Raw genomic sequence first — 19,860 nt, 5'->3', positions numbered from 1 at the left:
GTCGGACCACGCACATAGACCGGTTCGGGAGTGATTAAGTGAACCAGTCAGTTTTTGACCTTAAGGCTGCTCTTCGACGGTCTGAACACCGGCACCGTGCCCTGGCAGTCGTTGACCGGCGCGCCCAGGAACTCCCACATCCAGAACATGGTGTCGCGGCGCCCCTTGTCGTGGACGGTGAAGGAGACCTTCTTGCCGGTCACGTCCATGGCCGGCTTGTCGCCGATGGTGACGTGACCCTTGGTGATGACCCCGGTGGCGACCGCGATGCCGTCGGCCGCGACCAGGCAGCTGATCCTGCCCTGGAATTCGCCCACGGCCGGCTCGCCGGGCTTGCCCGCGTGGAACACGTCGAAGGTGCCCCGCGTCTTCGCCCCGTCACTCCTGGCGTCGATGGCGAAGCGCACCTTGTCCCCCGCCCACTGGCCGAACGACTCGGGCAGCGTCCCCGAGGCGCTGCCGCGCAACGAGTACATGGGCGCCTCGGGGGCCGTGACAGCCCCTGCAGGGCCGGCCAGCAGGGCGAGGGCGGCGATCGGGGTGGCGAGTGCGATGGTTCGTTTCATGCCCGCCAGCCTGTCGGCGACGGGCCGCCGGAGGTTCCCTCCACCGGGGGAACCTCCTCCCCCGGTGGAGCCAGCCGGCACCACGGGGGCGGGTGCTCCGTCACCGGCGGCGGCGCTCCTTGCGGTACTGGGCGATCAACCCGGCTCCCAGCGCCAGCGTGAGCAGGCCGAAGCCGATCCCGATGAGCGGATTGATGCCGATCGTGGACGTCACCATGTTGCACACGGCGCTGACGCCCAGCAGCGCCCAGAGAACGGGCCTGGTCATCCTGCCGCGGGCGGCGATGCCGGAGTCGGTCATGGTGCGCTCCTCACTCGTCGTGGTCGTCATGCCGTCGAAGCTACGGAGCGTCGCCGGCATCGGCGATCCCGCCATCGGGACACCGGCGGTACAGCAGGCTGTACTCTTCCCCGGCGATCTCCACCGGTCCTCCGACGATGTCCTATCGTCGTGCACGGGAGGTGCGGGAATGCCGGTCAACGACCCTGCGAGGGGTGAGCAGCCGGTCCGCCCATGGGACCCGATCGTTCGCGCCCGCGCCACCCTCGACGGGCTCGAATATCTGGCCGGCGGGTTCGGCACGGCGGTCCTGACGCTGATAGCCCTGCTCGGGGTGATCGTCAGCGCGCTGGCCTGCCTGGTCGGCGCCGGCCTCCTCGTGTTGCCCACCGCGCTGCGGGTGCTGCGGGCCATCGCCGACCGCGAGCGGGCGCGGCTGTCCCGCTGGGGCCCGGAGATCATCGTCCCCGATCCGCTGCCGTCCGGGCTGCGGGCCGCTCTCAAACAGCCGGTGACCCGGCGCGAGCTGGCCTGGGCGCTCACGCACGGGAGCTTCGGGCTGGTGCTCGGCCTGGCCGGCATCACCCTTCCGCTCTACGCCGCGCGTGACCTCACCTATCCCCTGTGGTGGCGGCTCCTGCCGCCGGGCGAGACCGGCGGCCCCGGCATGGGCCTGCTGGAGGTCGACGAGCTCACCGACACCTTCGTGGTCGTCCTGATGGGTCTGGGGTGGATCGCCCTCACCCTCCTTCTGGTCCCGGTCATCCCGCGGTTACAGGCGTGGCCGGGCCGCCGGCTGCTGGCCCCCGTCCCTGGGGCGGACCTGGCGCTGCGGGTCGCCCAGCTCACCGCGACCCGCGCGGCGGCGGTCGACGCGCACGCCGCCGAACTGCGGCGGATCGAACGGCTGCTGCACGACGGCACCCAGAACCGGATCGTCGCCGTCACCGTCATGCTCGGCGCCGCCCGCCGCGCGGTGGCCCGCGACCCGGCGACCGCGGAGGCCATGCTCGAGGACGCGCAGGGCGCCGCCGAGCAGGCGCTCGCCGAACTGCGCGGCGTCGTGCGCAGCATCCTGCCTCCGGTGCTCGAAGACCGGAGCCTGTCCGACGCGCTGACGGGCCTCGCGGCGGCCAGTCCGGTGCCCTGCGGGATCGACGCCGACCTCCCCCGCCGGTGCGCCGTGTCCGTCGAGGCCACGGCCTATTTCGTGGTGGCCGAGGCGCTGAACAACGTCGCCCGGCACAGCGGGGCGGGGCGCGCCACCGTCACCGTCCGCCAGCGGGACGACCGGCTCTGGCTGACGATCGTCGACGACGGCCGCGGCGGAGCCGGGGAACGATCCGGGTCCGGCCTCGCCGGGATCCGTCACCGTACGGAAGCGCACGACGGAACGTTTGCGCTGACCAGCCCCCCAGGTGGGCCGACCACCCTGAATGTGAGTTTGCCATGCGGATTGTGATCGCCGAGGACGACCCGTTGCTGCGCGAGGGTCTCGCGCTGCTGTTGCGCGCCGAGGCGCTCGACGTCGTGGCCACCACGGCGGACCCCGACGGTTTCCTGGAGGCGGTGGACGCCCACAGGCCCGACACGGCCATCGTCGACGTGCGGATGCCGCCCACCCACACGGACGAGGGCATCAGGGCCGCCGTCGAGGCCAGGCGCCGGCAGCCGGGCCTGGCGGTGCTCGTGTTGTCGGCGTACGTCGAGCAGGCCTTCGCCACCGAGCTGCTCGCCCACGGCAGCTCCCGGCTGGGCTACATGCTGAAGGAGCGGGTGGGGCGGGTGCAGGAGTTCCTGAGCGCGCTGCACCGGGTGGCGGACGGCGGCACGGCGATCGATCCGGAGGTCGTCGCGCAGCTCCTCACCCGCACCCGCCCAGGCAACCGGCTGGAACGGCTCAGCCCGCGCGAGCGCGACGTGCTGGCGCTGATGGCCGAAGGCCTGGGCAACGCGGCCATCGCCGAGCGGCTCTTCGTCACCGACGGCGCCGTGCACAAGCACATCCGCAACATCTTCGCCAAGCTCGACCTGGCGCCCACGGATCGCACGGACCGCCGGGTGGCCGCCGTTCTGCACTACCTCGAGAGCGGTGCGCGGCACTCGGCGTAGTGCTGGCTGTACCGCCGGACTCCAGCACGTGGGATCGCTCGAGGGACCGGCTCGCCGACATGCTTGGAGGCATCACAGACAGCCGCGAGCAGGAGGCGTTCCCCCCATGATCGATCCGCGTGTCACCACCCGGCGTACGCTGGCAGGACTGACCGGGCTGGCGCTGGCCGGCACGCTGGCGGCCGCCCCGGCGAGCGCGGCCGAGCCGTCGTCGTCCCTGCAGCGCAGGCTCGACGCGCTGGTCACCGACGGCGGGTTCCCCGCCGCCCTGGCGGCGGTGCGCGGGCGCGACGGGCGCACCCGGCGCTACACCGCGGGCGTGGCCGACCTGCGGACCGGGGCCGAGGTGCCCGTGGACGGCCGGGTGCGCATCGCCAGCAACACCAAGATGTTCACCGCCGTGGTCGTTCTGCAGCTGGTCGGCGAGGGCAAGATCAAGCTGGACGGAAAGGTCGAGCAGTACCTGCCCGGAATGTTGCGCGGCAAGGCCGGCGACGGCAGGAAGATCACGGTACGCCGGTTGCTCCAGCACACCGCCGGCCTGCCCGACTACGACGGCGTGCTGCTCAAGGACTACTTCGACATCCAGCACCGCCACTACGAGCCGTACGAGCTGGTCGAGGCGGCCAGGACGCGGAAGGGCACGCCCGTCGGCCGCTGGAGCTACAGCAACACCGGCTACGTGCTCGCCGGGCTCATCATCCAGAAGGTCACCGGCCGGCCGGTCGGCGAGGAGATCACCCGGCGCGTCATCAAGCCGCTGGGCCTGGAGAAGACGTACTGGCCGAGCCTGGGCGAGCAGAGGATCCGCGGGCCGCACCCCAAGGGCTACTGGCGGACGAAGCCCGACGAGCCGTACACCGACGTGTCCACGATGGACCCGTCCATGGCCTGGGCCGCCGGCCAGCTGGTCTCCACGCCGAGCGACCTCAACCGGTTCATGGTCGGGCTGCTGGACGGCAGGCTGCTCAGGCCCGCGCAGCTCGCGCAGATGAAGAAGACCGTCGCCGCCCCGCAGTTCGACACCTCGGGCAAGGCCCGCTACGGGCTCGGCATCGCCACCTTCAAGCTGAGCTGCGGCGGCGTCGCCTGGTCGCACGGCGGCTCCGCCCCCGGCTACGCCACGAGCAACGCCGCGACCGAGGACGGGCGGGCGGCCACCATCGCCACCACCGCGCTCCCCGCCGACATGAAGACCGTCAAGAACATCGAGACCGCGCTGGACCGCGCCCTCTGCGAATGACCCGGCGCGGGCCGCGCCCGCCGTTCTCCGGAGCCCGGCCGCTTCCGTGGGAGCGGGCGGGCTCGCCGGCGTCAGGCGCCCAGGTCCCTGACGATGTTGTCCAGCCGGGTCGCGACGGCCTCCAGCGTCTCGTCGGTCGGGCCGTCGTCGGGGAACTGGGCCGCCACCTCGTCGCGGCTGGCGATGACCAGGCCCCGGTGGGCGTCGTCCACCTCGGCGGCCGGCAGCACGACACAGTCGCCGCGGACGTAGACCAGCGTGGCGTCCTGGTGGCGCGAGTCCAGCAGTTGACGGACGCATTCCGGATCGATGAGTGACATCGCGGCTCCTCGCCGACAGAACGTGCCGGCAGTGCCTGCCGACAGTGCTTGGCGGCCGTCGCCGCACGGGTGCCCGGCTTGGCCTCAGCACTGCGCTTACCCCACTGGAGGCGGTGAAACCAGGGGACCTGCGGACAAGTAGCGCCACTACCGTATGTGCTCGATATATCGCTAAGAGTGACCGTAAGGTGAGGCCAGTGGCCCAGCGGGCTTCGCTTTGAGCGAGAGGATCGAGCACATGTCCCAGGAACCGAGAATCGACGTCGAGGCCAAGGCAGCGGGGATCGAGGGCACTCTCTCCGCCGACCAGGTCCAGCGCATCGCGGACGCGCTCGGGCGTCAGGGGGTCTGGTTCGCCACGCCGCCCGAGCGCGACGGCCAGGCGCCCAGGGCCGACCTCGTCTGGGACCTGGTGGGCGACGAGCCGTACCAGGGCCACACGGCCACCGGCCGGGCCGCCGTGCACCTGGCGGAGGGGCACACGGCGCTGTCGCGGCCACTGATCATCGCCGACGGCTTCAACCACGGGCCGAGCGATCTCGACGCACTCTGGCTGCACCTCAACGCCCCCTACCAGAAGAACGTCCCCGGGTTCCTCGACCAGCTCAGGATGATGGGCATCGACGTGGTGCTGCTCGGCTTCGACGAGCGGCACACCTACATCCAGGCCAACGCCGCCGTCGCCGTCACCTGCGTCCTGCGCGCCATCGAGGAGCGCCGGGGCGACGATCCGCTGGTCGTCGGCGGCGTCAGCATGGGCGGCATGATCACCAGGTACGCGCTGGCCCGCATGGAGAGCGAGCGCCTCGACCACCAGACGGACAAGTACTTCTCCTACGACACGCCGCACCTCGGCGCCTGGATCCCGCTGGTGCTCCAGCAGCTGGCCTACCTGCACGAGTCGATCCAGCCGCCCTCCGACGGGCCGGGCCAGGCCGACCTGATCCGCAGCCCGGCCGCGCAGCAACTCCTGTGGGCCTGGGTCGAGAACGAGAACTACTCGGGCCCGGTCGCCACCGCCAGCACGCTGCGCACCGGCTTCCTCGACGACCTGCGCCGGGTCGGCTGGTTCCCGATGCGCCCGTACAAGCTGGGGATGGCCAACGGGATCGGCAACGGCACGGGCCCCGTCCTGCCGCCGGGCACGCCGGTCTTCGACCTGCGCCACGACTCCCTGCAGCTCACCGCGAGGATCCAGCCGGACCTGGGCGAGCTGCAGAACGTCGGCACGGTACGGTTCGGCGGGCCGGTGTGGACGAGCGCCACCAGCCACGTGGCCGCGTTCGACGGCGCTCCGGGCGGCACGCTCGACTCGTGGGGCCGGCTCGCCGACGCGATGGGCCTGCCGATCGACAACGCCCTGCGCGCCGGCTGCTTCGTCCCCGTGGTCAGCGCGGTCGCCCTGGCCAGGGACCCCTTCCAGTGGCAGGCCGAGCTCTACCGCGACCTCAGCGACCTGCCCAAGGACGAGACGTTCCTGGACGCGTTCTGCTGCGACCTCGGCAACTCGGCGCACAGCAGCGTGTCCCCGACCCTGGTCGAGTGGTTCCTGGAGCAGCTCGCGGGGTGGTGACCCGCGCACCGGGTGCCGGCTCGGGCCGGCACCCGGTGTTTCTGCGGGGCGTTTCAGCGGCGGCCCCTGTGCACGCACATGAGCTGGTCGCGGGTGGCGTTCTTGTCGCGGTAGGCGATGACGGCCGGGCCCTCGCCGCTGTGGTGGCCGGGCAGCCGCTGGTCGATGCTCCAGCCGGAGCCGTTGAAAGCGGTCCACCACAGGCTCTGGTCGGCGTCGCCGCGGTGCACGCAGTAGAGGCGGTCCTTGTAGACGGTCAGCGACGGGCCCTCCGCGGCGTGGTGGCGGGGGAGCTTCTGGTCGGGGCTCCACTCGGCGCCGTCCCACCGCGTCCACCACAACGACGAGTCCTCGCCGGCGCCGCGGTGCACGCAGTAGAGGTGGCCCTGGTAGACGGCCAGCGCCGGGTTCGACCGGCTGGAGTGGCCGGGCAGCCGCCGGTCGGGGCTCCACTCGGCGCCGTCCCACCGCGTCCACCACAACGCTTCGTCGCCCGCGCCCCGGTGCACGCAGTGGAGCTGCCCGTCGTACGCGGCCAGCGCGGGGGCGGCGGAGCCGGCGTGGCCGGGCAGCTTCTGGTCGGGGGTCCAGCAGGTGCCGTCCCAGCGCGTCCACCACAGCGCGTCGTCGCCCGCGCCCCGGTGCACGCAGTGGAGCTGCCCGTCGTACGCGGCCAGCGCCGGCCCCGAGTCGCTGAAGTGCTCGGGGAACCGCTGGTCCTCGCTCCAGCCCTCCTCGGCGTCGTAGACCGCCCACCACAGGCTGGAGTCGCCGTCGCCGCCGCGGTGCGCCAGGTAGAGGCGGTCCTGGAACTCCGCGAGGGCCGGCCCCGAGACGCTGAAGTGGTCGACGAACGGCTGGTCGTCGCTCCACCCCTCGTCCGGCTCGTGCATCGCCCAGTAGAGCTGGGCGTCGCCGCCGGGCCTGTCGTCGTCGCGGGCGGGGACGAGCATGGCGGGCGCGGTCCACGGCGAGACCAGCCGGACCCCGTACGGCCGGGCGGCCGAAGTGATCCAGGCGGCCTTGTCCCGTACCGAGCGCTCCACGATCCGGGCGAGCCAGGAGCCCAGCACGGTGCCCGAGAGCTCTCCTGCCGGTTGCGCGATCTCGGAGGCCAGCAGCGCCGCGCTCTCGTTGAGGTGGATCTCGAAACCCCACCATCTGGCCACCGGCCAGACCTCCGCGCCCATGGCGCCCAGGTCGCGCTGGAGCCCGCGTACGCGCTCCTGATCGTGCGCGGCGAGTGCGGCGATCTGGCTCTCGCTCTCGCGCCTGGCCTCGGCCGCGGTGCGGGCGGAGGCGTCTTCCAGCAGCTCTGACGCCACCGCCTCGTCGATCGCCGCCGAGGCCGCCGGGTCGTCCTGGGAGTGCAGCAGCGTGGCCTCGGCCCCCACCGCCGTCTCCTCAGCGTCGATCTCTATCTTCTCGGCCCGGGTGTCATCGGTCATTTCAGCCCCCTGGAGTGATCCGCGGCTGCACGCTGCATACGTGCACCAACCCGACCCATAGTAACTATGAGTAACAGTTTGATCACTCTGGGGTCATATGTGTCTTCCCAAGACCGCCCTCGCGGGGGACCCCCGCTCAGCCGACCCGGGCGGCGATGACCCGCGCGCAGTCCAGGGACTCGGTGCGGGTGGTGTCGACCTCCAGGTCATAGGTCACGCCCTGGTGGACCACCTCCGCCTGCAGAGCGGCCATGCCCCGGGGCCGGTCGCCCCTCGCGATCTCGCGGCCGGCCGCGACCGCGCTCTCGCACCTGACGCCGACCCACAACACGTCCAGCCCGGCGAGAGCCTTCCGCCACCGCTCCTGGGATCCCGCTCCCCCGAGGAAGACGTCGTCGATGACGATCCGGGCACCCGCACGGGCCATGGCGGCGACCCCCTCGGTCCACGCCGCGTCCAGAGCCATGAACTCCGGCCCGACGTTCACGGCGCCGTCCGGAGCGAACTCGATCCCGGACTCCGACCCCCGCATGGCAGCGGGCATCGCGTCGACCATGGTGTCGACGCTGAGAGCCAGCCATGGGTCGGGCAGGACCGCCTGGAGGCACCGGGCGATGCCGGACTTCCCCGAACTGGACCCACCGTTCAGCAAGATCACGTTAGTGGTCACGACGCCACACTAGAGCGTCCGACAGCGGACCTGAAAGCACATTTCGGGCAGTACGGTGGACAACGCCCTGGTCAGCTAGCCGTTCCGCTTCTTGTACGCGGCCTGGGCCTCGGTCAGTCTGGCCGCGAACTGGTCAAGGAATTCCTTGGCGCCGAGCCGGCCGAGCAGCACCTTCTGGAACAGCGGCTCCGCCCACGTCTTGGTGATCTCGTTGAACTCCGGCAGGTGGTACGGCATCTGCACGACCTTGGTCTCCGGGGCGTTCATCACCCGCTGCGCCTCGGCGATGTGCTCCGCCTCCGACAACCACGGCTCGCCGGCGACGTCCTTGTTGGCCGGGATGACGCCGGTCTTCTCGGCGATGTAGCTGTCGGCCTGCTTGGAGGCGAAGAACTCCGCGAGCTCGAACGCGGCCTCCTTCTGCTTGCCGGCCGAGAACACCGCCACGCCGCTGACCGGGCTGGACAACACCGACTGGGTGCCGGAGTCGGACCTGGGCACGGAGAACGAGCCCACCTTGTCCGGTCCGAGCGCCTTCATGTGGTCCTGGTAGGAGCCCAGATTGTGCTGCATGACCGCGATGTTGCCCGCCGTGTCGAACTGGGCGACCATCTTCACGTAGTCGTTCTGCAGGTCCCCCTCGGGCGTGTTCCTCTTGTAGAGGACGGCGTACTTCTCCAGTGCCGTCACGTTGCGCGGGTCGTTGAGGGTGGCCTTGCCTGTGGGGTCGAAGAACGCGGTGAGACCCGACTGGCCGTAGACGACCTCCAGCATCTGGGCGATGGATCCGGAGCCGCCGCGGATGGTGAACCCGTACCGGTTCTCCTCCGGTTCGGTGAGCTTGTCCACGGTGGTGAAGAACTCGCTCCACGTCTCGGGCGGCTCCAGCCCGGCCTCCTTGAACCAGTCCTTGCGGTACCAGAAGGCGCCCGCGTTGGTGGAGGTCGGGATGATGTACGCCTTGCGGTCCGGCACGACGTTCTTCACGGTGGCCATGAGCCCTTCGCTGAACTTGCCGTTCAGCGCGGGGTTGGCGGCGATGCGCTCGTCCACCGGCTCCAGCGCCTTCTGGGCGACGAGGATGCCGAGCCCAGAGGTGGCAACGTCGGCCACGTCGGGAGTGCCGCCACCGGCGATGGCGGTGCCGAGCTTCTGCGGGGCCTGCGCGATCGGCACGCCCACGTAGTTGACCTTGATGGCCGGGTTGGTGTTCTCGAACTCGGCGATCACGTGCTGCCAGACCGGCGTGCGCGCGGGCCCGGCGTTGGTGTCCCAGAAGGTGATCTCGGTCGTGCCCTCGGAGGCCGCGTCGGAGCCGCACCCGGCGAGAACGGTCACAGCGAGGAAAACCGCCGCCACACGTCGTGTCATTGCCTGCTACCTTTCGATGTCCACGGTGAACGCGTCGAAGATCGCCTGACCGGTGCCGCTGCCCGCGGCGAACAGGCCGAGCACCGCCCCCACCCACCGGCCCTGCGTGGCCTGGAAGGGGGCGCCGATCTCGCGCGGCCCCGCCCCCGTGTCGGCCAGCCACGTGACGATCGCGCCGTCGCCGACCCGCGCGCCGACGGTGACGGGCGAGCCGTGCTCGACCGGCACAGGCTCCATGTCCCCGCACACCAGCACCGTCCCGCCTCGGGTGCGCTCCAGCCCGGCCCACGCGGAGGTGGTCCCGATGACGGCCAGCCCTGCCCGGCCCTCGCCGTCCAGCGTGAGGCTCGTGGTGACCGTGCAGGGGTCGCCGGGCAGCCGCTGCCCGAGCACGGACGGGCGTTGCCCGAGGTCGTCCGGGCCCGGCACGCAGGCCAGCCGGAGCCTGCCGTCCCACAGCTCCCACCAGGCGGGGTCGGGATTGGCCTGCCAGCTCCACTGCAGGCCGAGCCTGGGTCCGGCGAAGTCGTCGGAGGTCGCGGGCGCGCCCGGCCCGCCGCCCTCGACCGGCACCGGGCCTCCGGGCACCGGCTCACCGTCCGTACCCATGACCGGCCAGCCGCCGTTCCACTCCATGGGCTGCAGGTGGACGACCCGGCCGTAGGGACCGCGGTCCTGGAAGTGCATGAACCAGTGCCCACCGGACGGGGTGTCCACCCAGCCGCCCTGGTGCGGGCCGTTGACGTCCGTGCCGCCCTGCCGCAGCACGATCCGGTCCTCGTACGGGCCGAAGATCGACGCGGCCCGGAACACCGACTGCCAGCCCTGCTCCACTCCGCCCGCGGGAGCGAAGATCCAGTACGTCCCGTCGCGCTTGTAGAGCTTGGGCCCTTCCAGCGTCCGGTAGCCCGGCAGCAGGTCGCCGTCGATGATCAGCGTGCCGCCGTCGAGCACCTTCCGCGCGTCCGGCGCCATGCGGTGCAGGGTGAGCCGGTTGTTGACCCCCGCGCGGCTCCTCGCCCAGCCGTGGACCAGGTACGCCTGGCCGTCGTCGTCCCACAGCGGGCAGGGGTCGATGAGCCCGAGACCCGGCTTGACGACGTGCGGCGCGGTCCACGGGCCGCGCGGGTCCACGGCGCTCACCACGCAGATCCCCACGTCGGGGTCGCCGTAGAAGATCCAGAACCGGCCGTCGTGATGGCGCAGCGACGGCGCCCACACCCCGCAGCCCGGCCGTACGTCGTCGTACCCGCTGGTGAACGCGTGCCCGATGATCGTCCAGTTGACCAGGTCGCGTGAGTGCAGGATCGGCAGCCCCGGCACCTTGGTGAAGGTGGAGGCCGTCAGATAGAAGTCCGCGCCGACCCGGATCACGTCCGGGTCGGACCAGTCGGCGTTCAGCACGGGGTTGCGGTAGGTGCGGCTCATCCCTTCACCGCCCCGGCCGACATGCCCTGGACGAGGTAGCGCTGGATGAACGCGAAGACGATGACGACGGGCAGGGCGGCGACGACACCGCCGGCGGCGAGGGCGCCGAAGTCGACGCTGTTCTCGCCCAGGTTGTAGGCCAGGCCCACGGGCACGGTGAATTTCTCCTGGTCGTTGATGAACATGAGGGCGAAAAGGAAGTTGTTCCAGCTGTGGATGAAGGCGAACGAGCCGACCGCCACCAGCGCCGGGCGCAGGAGGGGCAGCACGACGGCCAGGAATCCGCGCAGCCGGCCGCAGCCGTCGACCCAGGCCGCCTGCTCCAGCTCGTACGGGATGTTCCTGATGAAGCCGCTGATGAGGATCAGGGAGAGCGGGAGCTGGAAGACGGTCTCCGCGATGACCAGGCTCCACAGCGAGTTGGTCAGCGTCAGCGTCCGGAAGATCTCGAACAGCGGAATGATCATCAGGGCGCCGGGGATGAACTGTGTGCACAGCATCCCGATCATGAACGCGGCCTTGCCGCGGAAGGCGTAACGGGCCAGGGCATAACCTCCGGCCAGCGCCACCACCGTGGTCGTGATCAGCGAGGCGATGCCGACGAGCAGGCTGTTGCGGAAGAAGACGGCGAATCCCATCCCATTCCAGACCGTGTCGAAGTGCTCGAACGTGATCGGCCACGGCACGATCGCCGTGGAGCCCCTGGGCCGGAACGCGAAGACCAGCATCCAGTAGAACGGCACCAGCGTGAACAGCAGGTACAGGCCGAGCGGGAGGTAGATCTGCCACCGGGACACCCGGTTCGCCCTCAGGGTCATGCTTTCACCCCGAACTTGCTGAGCCGCAGGTAGACGATGGAGAAGAAGGTCAGGATCAGGAACGCCACGGTGGTCAGCGCGGTGGCGTAGCCGAAGTCGTGCGACTGGGCGGCCAGCGAGGCCACGTACAGCGGCAGCGTGGTGGTCTGGTGGGCGGGGCCGCCGCCGGTCAGCGTGTAGAGCAGGTCGACGTTGTTGAACTCCCAGACCGAGCGCAGCAACGTCGACAGGATGATCGCGTCTTTCAGGTGGGGCAGCGTGATGTGGAAGAACCTGCGCCGCCGGCCGGCGCCGTCCACGGACGCGGCCTCGTACAGGTCCTTCGACACCGACTGCAGGTCGGCGAGGAGCAGGATTGCGAAGAACGGCACCCCGCGCCAGAGCTCGGCCAGCACGGCGGCCCAGAACACGGTGTCCGGGTCGGCCAGCGGCGCGGCCCCGTACTCGATGAGGCCCATGTCCGCGAGATAGCGCGACACCCCCGTGAACGGGTTGTAGAGCAGCACCCAGATCGCGGTCGTGAGCACCCCCGAGACCGCCCACGGGGAGAACACCATCGCCCGCGACAGAGCCCGGCCGACGAAGCTCTCGTTGACGATCAGCGCGAGCGCGAGGCCGAGCAGGAGCTGGAGCGTGACCTGGACGACCACCCATTTGAGGCTGAAGCCGAGGCTCTGCCAGAAGATCGGGTCCTCGAACAGCAGCGTGCGGAAGTTCTCGAGCCCGGCGAAGCCGTTGTCCCAGGGTTTGGTGACGTTGTAGTGCTGGAGGCTGTAGTAGATCACGCTGGCCATCGGGTAGACGAGGAACCCGAGCATCGCGATCACTGATGGGGCGATCAGCCAATATGGTGTCCACGTGCCGGAACGGCGTGACTTCTTACTGGGAGGACGCGCCGAGACGACGGCCACGTGCACGACTCCTTCGGGTGGTCGATTGTGCAATCGGTTGCAGGGAAACGTTGCGCGAGCACGAACGCATCGTCAATGGCAGATGAACGCGCCGAGCCCTGCTATCAGGCGAAATGCCGAAATCTCGAAATTTTCGCGGCGGCCACCTGGCCTGGGCCGGGGCAACCGGAGCAGAGTGGGGGACATGACCGCCCCGGAAACGCCCCCGCCACTGCCCAAGCTGGCCGTGATCGCCCGCGAGGCCGGCGTGTCTGTTGCAACCGTTTCCAAAGCGCTCAACGGCCGGCCCGACATCTCCTCGCACACCCGCCGCCTGGTCGGTGAGGTGCTGGAACGGCGCGGCTACCCCCGGCAGCGGGCCAAGCCCGCGCGCGGCAGCATGGTGGACGTCATGATGCAGGGCCTGGACTCGGTGTACGCGCTGGCGATCCTCGGTGGTGTGGAGGAGGCAGCCTGGCGGCTCGGCGTTGACCTCGTGGTCTCCGCGGCGGCGAGGAGCACCAAGAACGGCCAGCCTCCGTCCGCCTGGCTGGACCGGATCAGCACCCGCGACAGCGCAGGTGCGCTGCTGGTGCGCACGTCACCGACCGCGACCCAGCGCACCTGGCTGGCCGACCACGGGATCCCCTTGGTGATCGTCGACCCGCGCCGCAAGCCGCCGCCCGGGATGCCGGTCGTCGTGTCAGCCAACCTGGCCGGGGCCCGCGCCGCCACCGAGCACCTCATCGGACTGGGGCACGAGCGCATCGCCATCGTGACCGGCCGCCCGGGCGTGCCGTGCGCCGCCGAACGCCTGTCCGGTTACCGCGAGGCGATGGCCGCCGCCGGGCTCCGGGTGGACCCGCGCTGGGAGGTGTGCGGCTACTTCCAGAGCGAGCGCGCCCTGGAGGCCACCCGCGAGTTGCTCGCCGGGCTCCCCGAGCCGCCGAGCGCCGTCTTTGCCTGCTCCGACTCGATGGCGGTCGGCGTCCTGCAGGCGCTCGGCGAGCACGGCCACCGGGTGCCCGACGACGTGAGCGTGGTCGGGTTCGACGACTCGTGGGCGGCCGGGCACGTCACGCCCGCGCTGACCACGGTCCGCCAGCCCTGGCCTGAGCTGGGCGGAGCCGCCCTTGCCGCGCTGCTCTCCGGCGGCCGGCCGGCCAGGACGGAGCTGCCCACGGCGCTGATCGTGCGTTCGAGCACCGCCGCGGCATGAAACTTTCACGCCTCACCTAGGCCTTTCGACCCCGCTTTAGTTTGTTTACTTGACATACATATCTGTGCTGATGCTTCCTCATGGCCCGAGAGGAAGGAGAGCGCGGATGTCCAAGCGCAGACGTGCGGGCGCCGTCGTGCTCGCAGCGGCGGCGATGCTGGCTTGGGGGCCGTTACCCCAGGCCGGAGCGGTGGCGGAACCCGTCGCGGGCGGCGTCTACCAACTCGTCGTGGCCACCAGCGGCAAGTGCGCCGACGTGGTGGACCACTCCACCGTCAACGGCGCCCAACTCCAGCAGTGGACCTGCAACAACAACAGCCCCTGGCAACATTTCAAGGTCACCTCCGCCGGCAACGGCCGATACACCCTGTCCAACATCAACAGCGGACGCTGCATCGACGTCCCCAACGGCGCCACCACCCAAGGACTACGACTCCAGCAATGGGGCTGCGGCGACCACAACAAGACCAACCAACTCTGGCGCTTCGCACCCTCCGGCACCGGCACCTACCACATCATCAGCATCGCCAGCGGCCTGTGCATGAGCGACCAGAACGCCTCCACCACCAACGGCGCCGCCCTCATCCAGGAAACCTGCACCCACAACAGCAACAAACAGTGGGCCTTCACCCCCCTCTCGACCGGCAGAGCCACCGTGGCGGCGGACGGCTCGGGCACCTACCGGACCGTGCAGGCCGCTGTCGACGCCGTGCCGGCGGGAAACGCCGGCCGGGTCACGATCACCATCGCCCCCGGGACGTACCGCGAGATCGTCCGGATCCCCTCGAACAAGCCGTACGTGACGCTCCAGGGCCTCGGTTCCTCGGCGGCCCAAACGGTTATCGTCAACAACCACCACGCGGGCGAATACGGGACGTCCGGCAGCGCGACCGCGTTCATCGACGGCCACGACTTCATCGCCGAGAACCTGACGATCTCCAACGACTTCGACGAGAACTCGGCCCCTAGCGGCCACCAGGCGGTGGCGCTCAACCTGGGCGCCGATCGGGCCAGGCTGACGAACGTGCGACTGCTCGGCGATCAGGACACGTTCCTGGTCAACGACTCGGCCCGGGCCTACATCTCGGACTCGTACGTGGAAGGCACCGTCGACTTCATCTTCGGCGGCGGCATCGCCGTGTTCGACGACAGCGACATCCGCGAGAAGCGCAGCACCGGCGGCCCGATCACCGCCGCCAGCACGGCGGCCGGCCGGACCTACGGCTTCCTGTTCTACAGGTCGCGGATCACCGGCGCGTCGGCCGCCGGCACGACCACGCTGGGCCGCCCCTGGCGTCCGGACGCGCAGGTGCTCTACCGGGAGTGCTCGCTCAGCTCAGTGATCAACACGTCGGCACCGTGGACCAACATGTCCGACAACGACTGGCGGAACGCCCGCTTCTTCGAATACCGCAACACCGGGTCGGGCGCCACGATCAACTCCAACCGGCCGCAGCTCACCGACGCCCAGGCCGCCGACCACACCCCGCAGAAGTACCTGGCCGGATCAGACGGATGGAACCCCCTATGACGAAGAGACCCTGGTACTTAGTGATCGCCATGCTGGCCGCGACCCTCGCACCGGTGGCATCCCCGGCTCCCGCCGGAGCGGTGGCGGAACCCGTCGCGGGCGGCGTCTACCAACTCGTCGTGGCCACCAGCGGCAAGTGCGCCGACGTGGTGGACCACTCCACCGTCAACGGCGCCCAACTCCAGCAGTGGACCTGCAACAACAACAGCCCCTGGCAACATTTCAAGGTCACCTCCGCCGGCAACGGCCGATACACCCTGTCCAACATCAACAGCGGACGCTGCATCGACGTCCCCAACGGCGCCACCACCCAAGGACTACGACTCCAGCAATGGGGCTGCGGCGACCACAACAAGACCAACCAACTCTGGCGCTTCGCACCCTCCGGCACCGGCACCTACCACATCATCAGCATCGCCAGCGGCCTGTGCATGAGCGACCAGAACGCCTCCACCACCAACGGCGCCGCCCTCATCCAGGAAACCTGCACCCACAACAGCAACAAACAGTGGGCCTTCACCCCGCTGACGTCCGGACGCACCTGGCCGGACGTGGCCGACGGGTTCGCCTCGATCAACGCCGGCGGCGTGAACGGCACCACCGGCGGCGCGGCCGGGCCCACCGTGACCGTGACCAACCAGTCCGACCTGGTCCGCTACGCCACCGCCGGCACCCCATACGTGATCAAAGTCAGCGGCGCCATCCCCATCACCCCGTACGGCACCGAGATCCGCGTCAGCTCCAACAAGACCATCGTCGGAGTGGGCACGTCGGGCCAGATCGTGGGCGGCGGCTTCTTCGTCGGCGCCGGCGTCCGCAATGTGATCATCCGCAACCTCACCATCCGCGACACCCGGATGGCCGACGACGACCCCGGCGACGACGCGTACGACTACGACGCCATCCAGCTCGACACCGCCGACCACATCTGGATCGACCACAACAAGCTCATGCGGATGAACGACGGCCTGATCGACAGCCGCAAGGACACCACGTACCTCACCGTGTCGTGGAACATCCTCGCCGAGAACAACAAGACATTCGGCATCGGCTGGACCGACAACGTCACCGCCCGCATGACCATCCATCACAACTGGATCCACGACACCAACTCGCGCAACCCCAGCACCGACAACGTCGCCTACGCCCACCTGTACAACAACCACCTGCAGAACATCACCGGCTACGGCAACTACTCGCGCGGCGCCACCAGGATGGTGATCGAGAACAGCTATTACGACAACGTGAAAGACCCCTACTACAAGGACGACGCCGCCCAGCTCCGTCAGAGCGGCAGCATCGTCGTCAACTCGACCGGGCAGCGCGAGACCGGCGGCTCGGCCTTCGACCCGAGCTCGTTCTACTCCTACACGCTCGACCCGGCCGCCGACGTGCCGTCCATACTCAGGACGTACGCGGGGCCGCAGAGCAACATCGGCACCTGAGCCACCCGGGCGCCCGGCCCGCGACGCGGCCGGGCGCCCCGCCTTTCACAGCGGACTGCGAAACCGTCATCATCAAAAACTCATGCGCGGACGCCATCATCACGAGCATGCACACGACCATCCCGACCCTGTGGTCCGAGGCCGTACGCCTGCCCGCGCTCGTGGTCGGCGACCTCACGCTCGACCAGAGAACCCGCGAGGCACGACGGGCGGGCGTGGAGATCAAGCTGTCGCCCACCGAGTTCGAGCTGCTCCGGCTGCTCATGCACCATCCCGGGCGGGTGCTCAGCAAGGCGCTGATCCTCCACCGGGTGTGGGCCTACGACTTCGCGGGCCAGGGCAACGTCGTCGAGCTGTACATCTCGTACCTGCGCCGCAAGATCGACGCCCGGCGCCCCCCGATGATCCACACCGTGCGCGGGGTCGGCTACACCATCAGGCCCGCCGGCTGACACCCGGACGGGATTCCGCAGGACCCCCCGCGCGCCATCCGGCACAGGCGACGCCGGCCATGTGCCGCTTCGCCGGAGCCGTCGGCGCCGCGGACGCGTTCGTCGTCGTCACCTCCGAGTACAACCGCGGCTTCCCCGCCCCGCTCAAGCAGGCGATCGACTTCGCCTATGACGAGTGGCAGGCCGCCGTGGCTGCCGATCGCCCTGGAGATCTCGGCATGCAGCAGCGCGGCAGGGTGCACCCTGCCGATCAGCTCGTGCGACGTGACGTCCTGGACATGACGCTTGCACGGTATCCGGCCGGGCCGACACTTTCCCACGTCGGAGAAGGATCGATGTCCGGTTGTCGGAGCCGGTGAAGGGGCCGCTGTCCCGTTCTCCCGGACCGGTGAAGGAGCGCTTACCAGGCGACCTCCAGCGCGGTCATGCCGTACACGACGCTGAAGGAGCGGAAGTTGGTGCCCGAGTCGGCGACGCGCAGCTCGGGGAAGCGCTGGAGCAGGGCGGGGAACGCGATGCGCATCTCCATGCGGGCCAGCGGGGCGCCGAGGCAGTGGTGCACGCCGTGACCGAAGGCGAGGTGGCCGGGCGCGCCCCGGGTGATGTCGAACGTGTCGGCGCCGGACATGAGCTCGGGGTCGCGGTTGGCGGAGGGCAGCGAGCAGATCACCAGCTGGTCCGGCCCGATGGTCTGGCCGCCGATCTCGACCTCGGACGTCGTGATCTTGGTGGTGCCGGAGTGCACGATGCTGAGCCAGCGCAGCAGCTCCTCGACGGTGGCGTCGATGCGCTCGGGCTCCTTGCGCAGCAGTTCGAGCTGTTCGGGGTGGCGCAGCAGGGCGAGCGTGCCGAGGGAGAGCATGTTGGAGGTGGTCTCGTGCCCGGCGAACAGCAGCAGGCCGCCGATGCCGACGAGCTCGTCGGTCGTCAGGTCGTCGGGGTGCTCGCGGACCAGCATGCCGAGCAGCTCGTCGCCTGGGTCGGCCTGGATGCGGGCGACCAGCTGCTCCATGTAGGCGCGCTGCTCGAACTGCATGCGCAGCCGCTCCTCCCCCGGCACCGTCATGTCCAGCATCCTGCTGGTGCGGTGCTGGAAGGTCTCGCGGTCCTCGTACGGGACGCCGAGCAGCTCGCAGATCACCAGTGACGGGATCGGCAGCGCGAACGACGACACCAGGTCGGCGGGCGAGCCGGCGGCCTCCATGGCGTCGAGGTGGTCGTCCACGATGCGCTTGATCCGCGGTTCGAGCCGGCGCATGCGGCGGATGGTGAACTCGGCGGTGAGCATCCTGCGCAGCCGGGTGTGCTCGGGCGGGTCGACGCCGAGCAGGTTGCCCGCGCGTACCTTGGCCCGCTGCTCCTCGGTCATCTTCGGGGATCCGGGCAACCGCGCGATGCCCTGCGGCGCGATCTTGAACCGCTCGGAGTCGCCCAGCACCTCGCGTACGTCCGCGTAGCGGGTCACGAGCCAGGCTTCGTCGCCGAACGCCGTCGTGATGCGCTTGACCCGCTCGCCGTCGCGCGCGGCCGTCAGCTCCGGCGCGGGATCGAACCCCACCCGCCGCATGTGCAGCGGGACGGTCGAGGACTCGCCCATGAAACCCCCTGGATAGTCGCGGTATCGCGAGAACCGTAACAACCAGGGCGGGCGCCCTCTAGGGCGATCATACGCGTATACGTAAATGTTCTCCCTGCGTCGCGCGGCGAAATATACGTTTCACATCTAAGATCCCTTTTGCCCCCAAATGGCGATGATGCGATGGCAGGGGGAGCGATGACTTTGTCCGCGTCCGGGAGTCTTCTCTCCGTACGAGTCAGGACCCACAGCAGGAGAGCACCCAGCATGACGAAGCACGGCGAAGACGTCTGGCCGCTGATCCACGCGGAGCGGGCGGCACTCGCGGCGGATCTGGCGGATCTGACCGACGATCAGTGGGCGACGCCGTCGTTGTGCGCCGGGCTGACCGTGCGCGAGGTGCTCGCCCACCTCACGTCCTCGGCGAACCTCACTGCCCTGAGGTGGCTGGCGGGCGTGATCCGCTGCAGGTTCGACTTCGACAAGCAGGTGGCGATGCGGCTGGCCGAGCACCTGGGCGCGACCCCGAAGGACACGCTGGAGGGCTTCCGGCGCGCCGTCACGAGCACGACCTCGCCGCCGCTCCCCGCCATCGCGATACTCGGCGAGACGGTCGTGCACGGGGAGGACATCAGGCGGCCGCTGGGCATCCGCCGCGACCACCCGATCGGCACGCTCACCCGCCTGGCGCGCTACTACCGGGGTTCCGATCTCGTCGTCCTCGCCAAGGGGCGGATCGGCGGCCTGCGGCTGGAGGCGACCGACGGTCCTTTCGCGACCGGCTCGGGGGCGCTCGTCTCCGGCAGCACGCTGGCGCTCGTGATGGCGATGACCGGGCGCACCGCCCACTGCGACGAGCTCGACGGCGACGGCGTCGCGACCCTGCGCGAGCGCTGCGGCCGGGGGTGAGCCGGCGAC

The 19,860-nt window shown here is 70.0% G+C and carries 20 protein-coding genes; 10 read left to right on the top strand and 10 right to left on the bottom strand.

All coding sequences use genetic code 11. The annotated features are described in order from the left end of the window. Window positions 1-47 precede the first annotated feature (47 nt). Both ACZ6SA_RS19485 and ACZ6SA_RS19480 read right to left on the bottom strand, forming a co-directional pair. Window positions 48-566 carry a hypothetical protein gene (locus ACZ6SA_RS19485; RefSeq protein ID WP_465829350.1) on the bottom strand — a complete coding sequence of 173 codons (519 nt, stop codon included), beginning with the start codon at window positions 564-566 and terminating at the stop codon, window positions 48-50. A 100-nt stretch (window positions 567-666) separates the two neighbouring features. Next, window positions 667-897, bottom strand: a complete 231-nt coding sequence (locus ACZ6SA_RS19480; protein ID WP_347647852.1) for a hypothetical protein — start codon at window positions 895-897, stop codon at window positions 667-669. 139 nt (window positions 898-1,036) lie between these two features. Between ACZ6SA_RS19480 and ACZ6SA_RS19475 the strand changes: the two genes are divergently transcribed. From ACZ6SA_RS19475 to ACZ6SA_RS19465, 3 genes are all read left to right on the top strand, one after another. Further along, window positions 1,037-2,308, top strand: coding sequence for a sensor histidine kinase (locus ACZ6SA_RS19475; RefSeq protein ID WP_465829347.1), 1,272 nt, complete (start codon window positions 1,037-1,039; stop codon window positions 2,306-2,308). Next, complete coding sequence (locus ACZ6SA_RS19470) at window positions 2,296-2,958, top strand: response regulator (protein WP_465829345.1); 663 nt, start codon at window positions 2,296-2,298, stop codon at window positions 2,956-2,958. The genes ACZ6SA_RS19475 and ACZ6SA_RS19470 overlap by 13 nt, the downstream gene beginning before the upstream one ends. A 106-nt stretch (window positions 2,959-3,064) precedes the next feature. Continuing rightward, on the top strand, window positions 3,065-4,201 hold the full coding sequence (locus ACZ6SA_RS19465) for a serine hydrolase domain-containing protein (protein ID WP_465829343.1): 1,137 nt from the start codon (window positions 3,065-3,067) through the stop codon (window positions 4,199-4,201). 71 nt (window positions 4,202-4,272) lie between these two features. On the opposite strand, the gene ACZ6SA_RS19460 is transcribed toward ACZ6SA_RS19465, so the two are convergent. Continuing rightward, window positions 4,273-4,521: a hypothetical protein gene (locus ACZ6SA_RS19460; RefSeq protein ID WP_347647856.1), complete on the bottom strand. Its 249-nt coding sequence runs from the start codon at window positions 4,519-4,521 to the stop codon at window positions 4,273-4,275. 238 nt (window positions 4,522-4,759) lie between these two features. Here ACZ6SA_RS19460 and ACZ6SA_RS19455 point away from each other — a divergent pair, with 238 nt between their 5' ends. Beyond that, the gene (locus ACZ6SA_RS19455; RefSeq protein ID WP_347647857.1) at window positions 4,760-6,094 is read left to right on the top strand and encodes a lipase family protein; all 1,335 of its coding nucleotides are present in this window, start codon (window positions 4,760-4,762) and stop codon (window positions 6,092-6,094) included. Window positions 6,095-6,147: 53 nt separating this feature from the next. Here the strand turns inward: ACZ6SA_RS19455 and ACZ6SA_RS19450 are convergent, their stop codons facing one another. The 6 genes from ACZ6SA_RS19450 to ACZ6SA_RS19425 all read right to left on the bottom strand — a co-directional run bounded on the left by ACZ6SA_RS19450 (window position 6,148) and on the right by ACZ6SA_RS19425 (window position 12,740). Further along, a complete protein-coding gene (locus ACZ6SA_RS19450; protein WP_465829341.1) occupies window positions 6,148-7,542 on the bottom strand; it encodes a PLL family lectin in 1,395 nt (464 codons plus the stop codon). Between the two features lie 136 nt (window positions 7,543-7,678). After that, window positions 7,679-8,212: a chloramphenicol phosphotransferase CPT gene (gene cpt / locus ACZ6SA_RS19445; protein ID WP_347647859.1), complete on the bottom strand. Its 534-nt coding sequence runs from the start codon at window positions 8,210-8,212 to the stop codon at window positions 7,679-7,681. A gap of 75 nt (window positions 8,213-8,287) precedes the next feature. Then, window positions 8,288-9,583 carry an ABC transporter substrate-binding protein gene (locus tag ACZ6SA_RS19440; protein ID WP_465829338.1) on the bottom strand — a complete coding sequence of 432 codons (1,296 nt, stop codon included), beginning with the start codon at window positions 9,581-9,583 and terminating at the stop codon, window positions 8,288-8,290. A gap of 6 nt (window positions 9,584-9,589) precedes the next feature. Then, window positions 9,590-11,011 (bottom strand): glycoside hydrolase family 43 protein, encoded by a 1,422-nt coding sequence (locus tag ACZ6SA_RS19435; RefSeq protein ID WP_465829336.1) that lies wholly within the window; start codon window positions 11,009-11,011, stop codon window positions 9,590-9,592. Next, window positions 11,008-11,829 carry a carbohydrate ABC transporter permease gene (locus ACZ6SA_RS19430; protein ID WP_347647862.1) on the bottom strand — a complete coding sequence of 274 codons (822 nt, stop codon included), beginning with the start codon at window positions 11,827-11,829 and terminating at the stop codon, window positions 11,008-11,010. The genes ACZ6SA_RS19435 and ACZ6SA_RS19430 overlap by 4 nt, the downstream gene beginning before the upstream one ends. Next, entirely contained in the window at window positions 11,826-12,740 is a 915-nt protein-coding gene (locus ACZ6SA_RS19425) for a carbohydrate ABC transporter permease (protein ID WP_347647863.1), read from the bottom strand. Before ACZ6SA_RS19425 ends, ACZ6SA_RS19430 begins: the two co-directional genes overlap by 4 nt. Before the next feature lie 184 nt (window positions 12,741-12,924). Here ACZ6SA_RS19425 and ACZ6SA_RS19420 point away from each other — a divergent pair, with 184 nt between their 5' ends. From ACZ6SA_RS19420 to ACZ6SA_RS19400, 5 genes are all read left to right on the top strand, one after another. Beyond that, on the top strand, window positions 12,925-13,938 hold the full coding sequence (locus ACZ6SA_RS19420) for a LacI family DNA-binding transcriptional regulator (protein ID WP_347647864.1): 1,014 nt from the start codon (window positions 12,925-12,927) through the stop codon (window positions 13,936-13,938). Between the two features lie 106 nt (window positions 13,939-14,044). Continuing rightward, window positions 14,045-15,469 carry a pectinesterase family protein gene (locus tag ACZ6SA_RS19415; RefSeq protein ID WP_465829333.1) on the top strand — a complete coding sequence of 475 codons (1,425 nt, stop codon included), beginning with the start codon at window positions 14,045-14,047 and terminating at the stop codon, window positions 15,467-15,469. Next, entirely contained in the window at window positions 15,466-16,914 is a 1,449-nt protein-coding gene (locus ACZ6SA_RS19410; protein WP_465829331.1) for an RICIN domain-containing protein, read from the top strand. Before ACZ6SA_RS19415 ends, ACZ6SA_RS19410 begins: the two co-directional genes overlap by 4 nt. 107 nt (window positions 16,915-17,021) lie before the next feature. After that, the gene (locus ACZ6SA_RS19405) at window positions 17,022-17,366 is read left to right on the top strand and encodes a winged helix-turn-helix domain-containing protein (protein ID WP_347647867.1); all 345 of its coding nucleotides are present in this window, start codon (window positions 17,022-17,024) and stop codon (window positions 17,364-17,366) included. Beyond that, window positions 17,363-17,725, top strand: a complete 363-nt coding sequence (locus ACZ6SA_RS19400) for an NADPH-dependent FMN reductase (protein ID WP_465829528.1) — start codon at window positions 17,363-17,365, stop codon at window positions 17,723-17,725. The genes ACZ6SA_RS19405 and ACZ6SA_RS19400 overlap by 4 nt, the downstream gene beginning before the upstream one ends. Before the next feature lie 41 nt (window positions 17,726-17,766). Here ACZ6SA_RS19400 and ACZ6SA_RS19395 read toward each other — a convergent pair whose 3' ends face one another. Next, entirely contained in the window at window positions 17,767-18,963 is a 1,197-nt protein-coding gene (locus ACZ6SA_RS19395) for a cytochrome P450 (RefSeq protein WP_347647868.1), read from the bottom strand. 246 nt (window positions 18,964-19,209) lie between these two features. Between ACZ6SA_RS19395 and ACZ6SA_RS19390 the strand changes: the two genes are divergently transcribed. Further along, window positions 19,210-19,851, top strand: coding sequence for a maleylpyruvate isomerase family mycothiol-dependent enzyme (locus tag ACZ6SA_RS19390; protein ID WP_465829329.1), 642 nt, complete (start codon window positions 19,210-19,212; stop codon window positions 19,849-19,851). The last annotated feature ends 9 nt before the right edge of the window (window positions 19,852-19,860 follow it).

This window comes from Nonomuraea sp. NPDC049378 (assembly GCF_055586745.1).
The sequence above is the reverse complement of the archived record's forward strand: the minus strand, read 5'-3'. Positions and strand labels throughout refer to the sequence as shown.